At 51.3% G+C, this 11,875-nt stretch carries 10 protein-coding genes; 8 read left to right on the top strand and 2 right to left on the bottom strand.

The window, feature by feature from the left end; all coding sequences use genetic code 11:
- The first annotated feature begins 317 nt into the window (after positions 1–317).
- The 3 genes from KD147_RS11425 (at position 318) to KD147_RS11415 (ending at position 1,739) form a co-directional block, all read left to right on the top strand.
- Positions 318–1,085: a DUF2982 domain-containing protein gene (locus tag KD147_RS11425; RefSeq protein WP_212547945.1), complete on the top strand. Its 768-nt coding sequence runs from the start codon at positions 318–320 to the stop codon at positions 1,083–1,085.
- Between the two features lie 15 nt (positions 1,086–1,100).
- Entirely contained in the window at positions 1,101–1,433 is a 333-nt protein-coding gene (locus KD147_RS11420) for a hypothetical protein (RefSeq protein ID WP_105188365.1), read from the top strand.
- Positions 1,434–1,568: 135 nt separating this feature from the next.
- Positions 1,569–1,739, top strand: a complete 171-nt coding sequence (locus KD147_RS11415) for a hypothetical protein (RefSeq protein WP_199774850.1) — start codon at positions 1,569–1,571, stop codon at positions 1,737–1,739.
- Here the strand turns inward: KD147_RS11415 and KD147_RS11410 are convergent.
- Positions 1,736–3,055 carry a transporter substrate-binding domain-containing protein gene (locus KD147_RS11410; protein ID WP_212547944.1) on the bottom strand — a complete coding sequence of 440 codons (1,320 nt, stop codon included), beginning with the start codon at positions 3,053–3,055 and terminating at the stop codon, positions 1,736–1,738. The genes KD147_RS11415 and KD147_RS11410 overlap by 4 nt on opposite strands.
- Positions 3,056–3,395: 340 nt before the next feature.
- Between KD147_RS11410 and KD147_RS11405 the strand changes: the two genes are divergently transcribed.
- The 4 genes from KD147_RS11405 (at position 3,396) to KD147_RS11390 (ending at position 8,867) form a co-directional block, all read left to right on the top strand.
- Positions 3,396–4,067 carry a hypothetical protein gene (locus KD147_RS11405; RefSeq protein WP_212547943.1) on the top strand — a complete coding sequence of 224 codons (672 nt, stop codon included), beginning with the start codon at positions 3,396–3,398 and terminating at the stop codon, positions 4,065–4,067.
- Between the two features lie 186 nt (positions 4,068–4,253).
- Positions 4,254–5,306, top strand: a complete 1,053-nt coding sequence (dinB, locus tag KD147_RS11400; protein WP_212547942.1) for a DNA polymerase IV — start codon at positions 4,254–4,256, stop codon at positions 5,304–5,306.
- Positions 5,307–5,524: 218 nt separating this feature from the next.
- Entirely contained in the window at positions 5,525–7,210 is a 1,686-nt protein-coding gene (locus tag KD147_RS11395) for a carbon starvation CstA family protein (protein WP_105255863.1), read from the top strand.
- A 115-nt stretch (positions 7,211–7,325) separates the two neighbouring features.
- Positions 7,326–8,867 carry a M17 family metallopeptidase gene (locus tag KD147_RS11390; RefSeq protein ID WP_212547941.1) on the top strand — a complete coding sequence of 514 codons (1,542 nt, stop codon included), beginning with the start codon at positions 7,326–7,328 and terminating at the stop codon, positions 8,865–8,867.
- A gap of 272 nt (positions 8,868–9,139) precedes the next feature.
- Here the strand turns inward: KD147_RS11390 and KD147_RS11385 are convergent, their stop codons facing one another.
- A complete protein-coding gene (locus tag KD147_RS11385; protein WP_212547940.1) occupies positions 9,140–11,371 on the bottom strand; it encodes a S9 family peptidase in 2,232 nt (743 codons plus the stop codon).
- Positions 11,372–11,463: 92 nt separating this feature from the next.
- On the opposite strand from KD147_RS11385, the gene KD147_RS11380 reads away from it, so the two are divergent.
- Complete coding sequence (locus tag KD147_RS11380; protein WP_212547939.1) at positions 11,464–11,859, top strand: HIT domain-containing protein; 396 nt, start codon at positions 11,464–11,466, stop codon at positions 11,857–11,859.
- Positions 11,860–11,875 lie beyond the last annotated feature (16 nt).

Raw genomic sequence — 11,875 nt, 5'->3', positions numbered from 1 at the left:
TTTATACAAGGCGGCACATGTGTAGTGTAGTTATTCTACATAAACATGTAACAACACAGTAGAAATGCGCTACAAGCGCTGCCCTACGGGTTCATCTAAACGCATCTTGCTCTGTGTTACTCGCTATGAACATAGAATGACTATGCATCATAACGAGCGTCGTGATCAGAATGCGTTTAGATTGAACATAAAGTAAACCGCAAAGATAAACAGACCCTACAGTTTTTGTTCACAAAACGAGAACGACAAAGGTAACTAGCCATTGCTACGCATCTTTATATACACTCAAGGTAGAGTATAGAAGTAGGGGGCGGGTTATGGCGCACAATTCTTCGCCACAACATCAGGGTGAAAAGCAGGAGCAGGGCTATCAGGGCGCGAAGATCAGAGCCCAGGGCTCGCGTTATGGAGCACAAACCCTGTTGATCAGCGCCGCCGTGTTACTGGTGCTGGTGGCGGTGATGAAGTTTCGCCCCGGTGAGGTCTTGCTGGCGGAGATTTTTATTCTGAGCGCCTCCTTGGTGGGCGTGCTGGTGGGCTTTTTGAAATTACGCGAGCCCTTTTACAGCATCTATCTCGATAGGGACAAGCTCAGTTATAACCATAAGTACGGCTGCTGGCAGCTGCCGGTGGGCAATCTGGCTCGGGTCGGCGTGGTGCAGGTGCAGCGTCGGGGCGAAGTGTTAGAGCTCAATGTAATAGGTATTTGTGTGCGCCGTGAAGACGAGTTTTTACAGCGCCTATCGCCGCGTTTGGCCGGTCGTTTGTTAGTTGAGCAGCGCCATTTTCTGTTGCAGGCGATCAAGGCCTATTGTCATGAGGGCAAAGAATGCCCGCCGCATTGGCTGGTGGAAGACACCGAATATGTTAGCGAAGGCGGCTGCAAATATACTGGATTATTGGCCATGTTTGCTAATAGAATGAAAAACTTAAAACTATTGACCGGATACCATATCCTGCTGCCGGCGGCGGCATTGGATCGCGATATTTGGACCTTCAGTTATATGTTACATCGTTGGCAACAAGACCCGGTGCTTACCGTGTCCCGGTTGCGGCAAGAGCTGTCTGCAGCAAGTAGTAAATGACAGAGGAAATTCTTCATGGCCGATGAAAGAGCGTTTATTAAAAGTGGTCGTAACACCCTGATCCACAAAATTAAAAAGGTGGATCTAGTGGTCGTTAACGGTGAACACCACCCAAAAATCAAGGTAACTCAGCATGGTCTTGAGCCCTTTAAAGAGTCGTTACCGCGCAATCGCCGCGAAGCCAGGGAGCGTTACCTGGAGGTAGTGCATGTTGCCAGCGCCGATATTTTCGCCGAGGAAAAACGCCTGCTGTTTATCCAGGCGTTGGATGGCAAAGAATATAAAATTGATTACTCCAAAGTCGGCACCAAGTTATTTGTGCGTATTCATCAGGAAGGTTACCTCTAAATCCTTGTTGATCGCCGCCGCAGCGCGGTGATGTCCCTCCTAGTAATACATGCTTACACTTTTGTGCTGCGCAATTGTTGTTCAAAAACGCTAAGTTAGATAGCCTAAGGCCATCAACTAGATAGGGATTGGGCGATGAGCGTACGTAAATATCTTTGGCTATGGGCCTTGCCGCTGGCATTAATTTGTTATGCCATAGGCGCCGAAAAAGGTGTGCTGGCCTTATTAATCGTCGGCGTCTTTCTCGAAGGAGCGTTTTGGTTGGGCCTGTTCAAACGCACCAAGAAAAAACAAAACAAGCCTTAATGCATGCTGTTTGGGGTAAAGTCTTCTAACTTGTCCCGAATAGTGCGTTCTATTTCGGGGATCAGTGGGTCAAGACTGCGATTAATCACATGATTGAGACGAAACCGTCTTAGTGGCAAAACATTAAAGTTATCCGCGTACTGCCGGCTATCGCCAAAAACGGTAGAAAATATCGCATATTCAAATTCATAACGCTTGAGCAACTCGGGTATGCTTTTAAGCTTTTCGTTAAACACCAGCTTGGCCTTGATATCAAATTCTGCAAGCGACTCCAGGGTGCCGCGGGCAATCAGTATCTTGTTGCTCGGCTTGCTCAACGCCGCCAGGTTACAAGGCACCGCCTTATCACACAGGAGAATATGTTCGCCGACCGCCAGGCTAGGCGCAAGTACGCGAATATTCTTAAATCTGGACATGTTGGCCGCCACTCTCACAACATCAATATCACTCACTCCGGCATTAAGCAGCACCAGGCCACGACGGGCCGGAACGGCTTCCAGCTTTAAACTGATGCCAAGCTCGGCGTAGACCTGCTCGATAAAGTGGATAAAGGGCTCAACCCCTGGCGTATCTATGTAAGTGCCTGTCAGCTCTGTGGGACGGGTAAATGCGGTATTCGTATCTAAGTGGCGCTGTAACAGGTCATTTAAAAGTACCTGGCGGGCTTGGTTTTTTTCACTCTGCCTAAAAGCCAGTACCAGCGGAATGTCGGCAAATTGGGTGACCATTCTGAGGCTATTCGCGCGTTTGCGAGACGAGACATGGGTGACAACTTCCGGGCTGGCGAGGATCAAATCAACGCTCCCCCTGTGCAGCATGGCCACCAAATCCTTTTCAGAGTTAGCGTAGAGTATGGTTTCCCTATACTCGTTGAGCACTTTTTGTATGTTGACGGGATAAACATAGCTGGCAACCACGCCAACCTTATACTGCTCGAAGAGATGAATCAGGTTGCGATAATCCAGGTCGTGGTCTTTTTTGGTTAAGATGCCAAGGTGTGAAAACCCCAGCGGTGCCGAGGCGATAAAGCCACTGCGTACCTCCGATGGCCAAGCCGGAAAGTAGCCGGCGTACTCGCCTGCAGCGGCTCGTAACTGAGCCTGCTCCCAGGGCAGGTAATCGACTTCGATGGCAATATCATGAGGCGCTAGCAGGTCGCGCAACGAGGCAATGGCATCGCCGCCATTGTCCATGTGCGCGCTGGCATAGGGCGGCCATTCCAGCGAGGCTATCTTCCAGGTTGATGTGGCTGCAAATCCAGTCAGGGGCAAGGCAATAAGTGCGATCAAGGCCCAGTGCAAGAGACGTTTCAACATAGCTGCCACTCCTTAAAAAGAGAAGACGATTGGCCGTGGCGGTGCTGACAAAATCCGGGTAAAGGGGCGTGTCCACACCCTTATAGCCTATTGCATTAAGTATAACAGTTGTGCCGGGAGCCACCGATTTTCTGATGGCTGCCTGAAGGTTTTTATGCGAACAGTTAGGTGAATGGAATTCCCATATGGATACTTGTTGTACCCCATTGTTACTGAAGAAAATTCTCTATTTAGGGGGCGGAAGTTGCGAATAATTTCATTTCATCGACAAGATGGGTTTTACAATTGATTACATCCTTGTAACAATATCCGGCTTAAAACAATAATAAAGGGAGTTAACATGAAATATCCACTTATCGCATTCACCGCCTTAGCCCTAAGCGGCTGTAATTCGACCGACAATAACACCACAGCAAGTGCATCTAACCTGCAAAGTGACAATGCCTCAGTGAGTAGCGTTGAAGCGAGCGAGACAACAACAAATAAAGCTCCAGCACAGGCTTCGGCTCAAGCCTCTGTTGAAACCCCTCAACAAGACGTGGTCAGCGAAACCAAAGTTGCTAAGGCATCTAAGTCTCTAGCAGGTAATGAGGTGCTCTACATTCTCACCAATGTACCTTATTCTAATCCGAATATTATCGCCGACAATGTTAAAAACGAGTGTTACCAGCTGGGCAATCAATTTTCAGATTCTTTGGTGAAATATGCCAAGGCGCAGCGTATTGCCATTGAGCAGGTGAAGGGTGAGTTACCGCAAACCGGTAAGGTGCTGCAACTGAGCATAGATAATGTGTACAGTGGCGGTAATGCGTTTATTGGTCACCGTAAATCGGCATCGGTATCCGCTAAGTTGATGATCGATGGCAAGGTGGTCGACAGCACCAGCAAAACGCGCAATTCGGCGGGTGGCTTTTTTGGTGGCTTTAAAGGCTCTTGCTCGGTGTTAGCACACACCGTGAATACCTTGGGTAATGATATTGCCAAATGGGCCAAGTCTAGTAAGCATTTCTAAGCATCACCTATACTGAGACAACGAATATAAGAACCGGCTCAGGCCGGTTTTTTTATGCCAACCAAAAAAACCTGAGTTTAGATGTACCGCTTCTTATTACTTTATACAGTGTTTTATACAGTATTTTGTGGCCTTGTAAATTCATATCTGCGAAGATAGGCAAAACGGTTTACTTCTTTTTTGGCCATGAAGAAATTTATCCATATCGATATGGATTGCTTTTATGCCGCGGTGGAAATGCGTGATAACCCCAAGCTTGCCAAGGTGCCTTTGGCGATTGGCGGCAAAAGTCGTCGTGGGGTGCTGTCCACCGCCAATTATATCGCCCGCCAATACGGGGTGCGTTCGGCCATGTCCAACTATCACGCCAAGCAGTTGTGTCCAGAGCTGGTGATCGTACCCGGGCGTATGCAGGTGTATAAAGAAGTCTCTCAGCAGATAAGGGCGATTTTTAGCCGTTATACAGAGCTAATAGAGCCCTTGTCGCTGGACGAGGCTTATCTCGATGTCACCGACGCCCAAGCCTGTCAGGGCAGTGCGACTTTGATTGCCGCGCAAATCAGGCGGGAAATCCAGGCCGAAACCGGGCTTACGGCATCCGCGGGGATAGCACCCATCAAGTTTATTGCCAAAATTGCCAGCGACGAAAACAAGCCCAATGGCCAGTGCGTGATCACCCCGGATCAGGTTCCGGCGTTTTTAGCCACCTTGGATCTGAAAAAAATCCCCGGGGTTGGCAAGGTCACCATCGAAAAATTGCACGCCCAGGGGTTGTTTAAAGGTCAGGATGTACTGGATAAGGGCATGAGCTGGATTCAGCAACATTTGGGGAATTTTGGCGTTTCTCTATATCAAAAGTGTGCCGGTCAGGTTATCGGTGCGGTAAGCACCGAGCGGGTGCGTAAATCCCTCAGCGTGGAACACACTTACGAGTACAATAAAACAACCTTGGCCCAGTGCCAGCAAGCGCTGCCTATATTGCTCGAAGAACTCACCATGCGCCTGGACAGGCAGCAGCTACACCAGCGCATCAATAAACTCTCGGTTAAGGTGAAGTTCGCCGACTTTCATGTCACCACGGCGGATCAAAGTGGCCACAGCCTGAGCCTTGATGTATTTAATGCCTTGTTGGCCAAGGCCTATGAACGGGGCGTAACACCAGAGGTGAGGCTGCTGGGGTTAGGCGTGGGCATAGACAGCGAGCAGGCCGATGTGCAGCAACTGAGCATCTTAGACTAAAGCGCTAGTGAATTTTTACACTATGCTGATAAGGTGAATCTGAGTTTTTGCGTAAACGCGTTCGTGCGTTACAACGCTTAATACCAATTCTGTTAACTATGTGATCAGATATAGCGCTGGATAAACGCCGTGAGTACGACATTTAGCCCGCTAGAATGATTAGCTATTTAAGTGAATTGGTATAACCCCTGTGACTACAAAAACAAAGAGAGAAGACTATGCAATCGGTTGTTATTGTCTTGCTTGGCATCGTCGGCATGTTATTTGGCTGGCTGGTGTATTCCAAGTTTATCGCTGAAAAAATATTTCGCATGGATGACAGGTTTGTAACGCCAGCTCACGAGCTAGAGGACGGTGTCGATTATGTGCCCACCAACAAGGTGGTCCTTTGGGGGCACCATTTTACCTCGGTAGCCGGGGCGGCGCCCATAGTGGGTCCGGCCATCGCCGTTTACTGGGGCTGGGTGCCGGCGGTGCTGTGGGTGGTCTTTGGTACCATCTTCTTCGCCGGGGTGCACGATATGGGTGCCCTGTGGGCCAGTGCCCGCCATAAGGGTAAGTCCATGGGCGCGCTGTCGGAGTCGGTGATCGGTAAACGCACTCGTTCATTATTTATGATAGTGGTGTTCCTGGTGCTGCTGATGGTGAATGCGGTATTTGGAGTGGTGATCGCCAACTCTTTTGTGGCACAACCCAACGCTGTGTTCCCGGCTTGGTCGGCCATCGTTGTGGCGCTGATCATAGGTCAGCTGCTGCACCGTAAGGTGCCGCTTATTCCCCTGTGCGCCATCGGCGTGGGGGTGCTTTATGCCACCATCTACATGGGCAGCTCTATGCCATTGGCGCTGCCCACGGAAATGTTTGGTCTGGCCGACAAGGCCAACTGGATCATCATTCTCTTTATCTATGCCGCCATTGCTTCTTTGCTGCCGGTGTGGATGTTGCTGCAACCGCGCGACTTTATCAACGGCATGCAATTGCTGGTGGGTCTGGTGCTGCTTTACGGTGCGGTGTTTATTTCCATGCCGGATATCACGGCGCCAGCCTTTAACACCCAAACCGCGGTCGATACCCCAAGTATAATTCCGTTGTTATTTGTGACCATAGCCTGTGGTGCCGTGTCTGGCTTCCACGGCATCGTCTCCTCGGGAACCAGCTCTAAACAACTGGATAAGGAAACCGATGGTCGCTTTGTTGGTTATCTCGGCGCCGTGGGGGAGGGCTGTTTGGCGCTGATCACCTTAGTGGCGGTCAGTGGCGTAGCCTTGGCGGTGTCGCCCGAGGAATGGCATGAGATCTACAGTCACCTCGGGGCTGGCAGCGTGAACGCCTTTATTACCGGCGGTGCCAATCTAATCGAAAGCGGCTGGGGTATCTCCACCGAGGTGGCCTCGACCCTGTTGGCTGTGATGGTGGTGCTCTTTGCCGGTACCACCATGGACTCTGGGGTGCGCTTACAGCGCTACATCATTCAGGAGTGGGGGGAAATCTATAACCTTGGTGTGCTGAAAAACGGCATTATCGCGACCTTGGTCGCGGTGGGATGTTGTTTGCTGCTGGCCTTTGGTGCCGGCGGCTCATCGGGCAGCGGTGGCATGATCATCTGGCCCTTGTTTGGTTCAACCAACCAGATCCTCGCCAGCCTCACTCTGTTGGTTATTTCGGTGATGTTGATCAAGGCGGGTCGCCCGGCCATTTATACCCTGATCCCCATGGTCTTTGTACTCACCATGGCCTTCTTTGCCGGCTTGATTAAACTGGTCGAATACTATGAGCAGGGCAACTGGCTGCTGGTCAGCCTGGATGCCATAGTGCTGGTTGTCAGTGTGCTGGTTATGCTTGAAGCCTGGTCGGTCATAGTCACCCACAGGCGGGACGAACGCGCAAATAAAGCGTCATCGTAAGCCAAGCTTGCCAAGCTCCTTTACAGGCCGAGGCGTAAAGCTCGGCAGTCGGTAGTAAAGGGGCGCTAAATCACCGATAATAAAGGCCCTTTGTTTAAATTTAGGACCTTTTTTTATGTCTTATGCCCACGCCATAGCCTGCGCCACTCTTGATGCCGCAAGCGCCCAAGGCCAATTCGATGCTCTTATCATTATCAGCGCCAGCCTGGATTCAGTGCCCCAGCCTTACCTAGATGTATTACGCCAAAACGGCGCCGTAGACAGCCGCATTGGTAAGCAATGCGCGCTAGTGGTGTGTGAAGCTGCACCGGGTCAGCGTCTTATTTTTGCCCCGACTGGGCCTTTGACTCGCGATTATGATGATGTTCGCCGCGTATTTGCCGCCGCCAAGGCCGCTATTGAGCTGGCGAAGCAGGCCGGTGCCGTTAAGCCTGCCTTGGGTGTGTCTGGTATCAGCGAGCTAGCTGGGTATGAGTTTGCCAGCGAAGTGGCCTTTTTGGGTGCTAATCAGGCGCTATGGCAGCCTCTTGAAGCGCGTGAGTATCACGGCGAAGCCATCTCTCCGATTGAAGCCATAGGTGTTGTTGGCGCCGATGACGAGCAGCTTAAGCAGATGAATGCCATTGCCGCCGGTCAGTATGCCGCTCGTGATCTGTGCGGTACCGAGCCAGAGCGCATGGCACCACCGCGTTTTGCCGATTACTGCGTGGAGCTATTTCAGGGCACCAAGGTGAGCACCGAGGTGATCAGCGACATCGCCACTATAGACAAGGATTACCCATTATTGAGCACTGTGGCCCGTGCTTCTTACGCGGTCGAGCGTCACCATCCGCGCGTGGTAAAACTGGCCTATGTGCCCGAGGGCGACGTTGAACGCACTCTGATCTTCGTGGGTAAAGGCCTGGTCTATGACACAGGTGGTGCCGATCTGAAAGTCGGCGGTTTTATGGCCGGTATGAGCCGTGATAAGGGCGGTGCCGCATCGGTAGCCGGTTTTATGAAGGCGGTGGCCGAAGCGCAGCCTAAAGGCGTTAAGGTTATAGCTTACCTGGCCGTGGTGCGTAACTCTATCGGCTCTGATTGTTTCGTTCCCGATGAGATCATCACCGGCCGTGAAGGCGTGCGTGTACGCATAGGTAACACGGATGCCGAAGGACGTCTGGCCATGGGTGACTTACTGAGCGAAGCCAAAGACCTGGCGAAAAACGAAGTAAATCCGGAGATCTTCACCGTGGCCACGCTAACCGGCCATGCCGCCCGAGCGGTAGGTCCTTACAGCGCCTATGTTGAAAATGGTCCGGCTCGCGCCGCTAAGGTATCGCAGCAGCTGGTTGAGCATGGCGACCTGTGGGCCGATTGTGCCGAGGTTTCGCGCTCGCGTCGTGAAGACTATGACTTTGTGCAGCCGCGCACTCAGGCCGACGATCTGCTTTCCAGCAACAATGCACCGTCAGCGGTTACCGCGCGTGGTCACCAGTTCCCGATGGCCTTCCTCGCCATAGTGTCGGGCTTGGATAAGCACGGCTTAGACAGCGATCAGCCATTGCCTTATGTGCATATGGATATTGCCGGTAGCGGCGTTGAAGGCGGCGACTGGCAGCATGGTAAGCCGACGGCACCGACCGTGGCAGCCCTGTTCGCACGTTATTGCCGTTAATAGCGGTTAATAACTACTTGGCTCACAATTGCGGTGTTAAAAATTGCCTCAAAGTCCTCATTTACCAGATGTAACCTGCGGCTTTTCGGCAATTTTTGCCTAGCACTTGTTTCGTCCGTGACGTTTTTAAGATGAGGTTGTGAGTAGGTGCTGTGGGCGAGGCTTTAGCCTTGCAAGCTTGTAGGTCGGTGCTCTGCGCCGACAAAGCCAACTTACAATCAAAGACATAAAAAAGGCTGGGAATTCCCAGCCTTTTTTATTTTTAGTACGACTTATTTTTCTTCCATGTCGAAGTGACGGTTGAAGAAGTCGGTAATGGTTTGATGCAGGTGGGTTTGCACCTTTTTACCGCGTAAGCTGTGTTTTGAGCCCGGGTAGGTCATCATTTCAAACGGCAGAGCTTTATCCTGCAACTGTTTAAACAGCTTGGTGGCATGGGTGAATAACACGTTGTCATCGGCCATACCGTGATAAATCATCAGTGGGCCTTTGAGACCATCCACATAGGGAAACACCGCGCTTTGCTCATAACCCATGGCATTGGTTTTCGGGTGGCTCAGGTAGCGCTCGGTATAGTGAGTGTCGTACAGGGCCCAGTCGGTCACCGGTGCACCGGAAACACCGGCCTTGAAGTAGTCACCGGCTTTAAACATGGTCATCAGTGCCATATAGCCGCCGTAGCTATGGCCATAAATACCGATACGCTCCGGGTCGACGTAATCCAGGGTACGTAGGAACTCGACGCCCTTGATCTGATCGCGCACTTCGGCCTCACCCAGGTGCTTGTAGATCACGTCTTCAAAACGCTTGCCGCGGTTATACGAGCCACGGTTATCAAGTTGGAAGACCACATAGCCTTGCTGCACCATGTACTGGAAATACAGGTTCTTACTGCGCCAGCTATTAGTCACTCTTTGGGCATGAGGACCACCGTAAACGTTCACCATCACCGGGTGCTTTTGCTTCTTGTTTAGTTTGCGTGGCTTGAACAGGCGATAGTGCATGATTTGCCCATCTTCCGCCTCAATAGTGCCGTATTCCGGCTCCACCAGATCGCTCAGATAAGGCGTAAGCGGGTGAGTGTCGTTTAGCTCATTTTGCTCCAGCCAGGTTATAAAGTCGCCATTGGCTTTGCGCAGCGCCACATAAGGAGGGCGATTCACCGCAGAAGCGCTGTCGATAAAGGTTTGCTGATCGTCTGCCATCACCACATTATGGTATTCACCACTGTTGGTGATACGGGTGATCTCCCCTTGCTCAAATAGCGGTGTGCTGTAGAGGTGGCTTTCAAGCGGTGTATCTTTGCGACCGGCAAAGTAGATCAGGCCTTTTTTCTCGTCCACACCCTTAATGGCTTCGACAATCCACTCACCCGAGGTGATCTGGCGTACCAAGGTGCCATCGTTCTTGTACAGATACAGGTGTTTAAAGCCATCACGCTCCGAGGCCCAGACAAAGTGTTGCTTATCTTTTAAGAACTTAAGGTCGAAGTGCAGGTTGATCCAAGTATCGCTGGTTTCTTTGAGCGCCACCTTTTGTGTTTTCGTTTCGCTGTTATAAAAGCGCAGTTCCAGATTGTGCTGAGCGCGGTCTTGCCATTGATACGACAGGGTCTTGCTGTCTTTCAACCAGTCGGCACGGGCAATGTAGATGTCTTTTTCTTCACCCAGGTCGACCCAGTCGATTTGCTGGTCGTTAATGCTGACAACGCCTAACTCGATTTCAACATTGTCGGTGCCGGTGAAGGGGTAGCGCTGATTGAATAGCTTCACTTCTTCGGCATAGATTTCGTTACGGATCGCCTCGGCCACCGGCGTTTCATCGATACGGGTAAAGGCAATCTTGCTTTCATCGCCAGCCCACCAGTAGCCGGTCATACGGCTCATTTCTTCTTGCGCCACAAACTCGGCCATGCCGTTTTTAATCACGCCACCGCCGTCCTTGGTCAGCTGGATTTCTTTACCGCTGTCCAGCGCCAGGGCGTAAAGGTTCTGCTCACGAATAAAGGAGACATAATTGCCCTTGGGCGAGAAGCGGGCATCGGTTTCAAAGGCTTCGGTATCGGTCAGCTTACGGCTTTTGCCATTGGCCAACTGGTAGTAATAAAGATCGCCGTTGAGTGGGAATAACAGCGCCTGGCCGTCTTTCGACCAGGTGTATTCTAAAATACCGCGGCCAAAGATGCGCTGGCGCTCACGGCGCGCCTTTTCTTCATCGGACAGTGTTTCTGGGCCGGAGAACAGCGCCTGGGAGTCGACCAAGAGGCGATTGCTGTTGTCTTTGAGGTTGTATTCCCATAAATCGTAACGGTTGTAGTCGTCTTTTTTACCCTGCAAATAGGTAACACGGCTGCCATCGGGAGAAAACTTTAATTGCACCGGGGCCGTGCCGGCAAGGTTAGGGTCGTCGAAGATACGTTCCAGGCTGAGCTCTTTGGCGTTGGCGGCACTGCACACCAAGCCACTGGCTAGCGCCAGAGATAAGTATTTGGTTGTTTTAGACACGGGTAAACCTTATTGTTGGAATCCTATGCCCGATGGTACTCATGCACCTTGGGCTGCGCAACTTTATGCTATCAAACAATATAGGAGCACATATGTTTTCTTTGGCGCCCGAATTACAAAAAGACTGTATTGAATTAGCCGACTGGCCCCTGTGCAAGCTGTTGCTAATGAATGACAGCCAGTATCCCTGGTTTATCCTGGTGCCACGCAAGGAGGGAGTCACAGAGATCATTGACCTATCTGAGCAGGAGCAACTGATGCTGATGCAGGAGTCGGCGCAATTGAGCAAGCTACTGCAATCCGTGTTTAATCCGGACAAGCTCAATATTGCGGCGCTGGGGAACATGGTGCCACAGCTGCATATTCATCATATCGCCCGTTTTCGCAGTGACATCGCCTGGCCTAAACCCGTGTGGGGGCTGCATCCGGCTGTGCCTTACACCGAGCAGCAAATTGCCGAGCTAAAACAGGCGCTGCAACTGTCTTAAAACGAAAAACGGCATC

Origin of the sequence: Pseudoalteromonas sp. BDTF-M6 (genome assembly GCF_018334135.1) — a bacterium.
GTDB lineage: Bacteria > Pseudomonadota > Gammaproteobacteria > Enterobacterales > Alteromonadaceae > Pseudoalteromonas.
The sequence above is the reverse complement of the archived record's forward strand: the minus strand, read 5'-3'. Positions and strand labels throughout refer to the sequence as shown.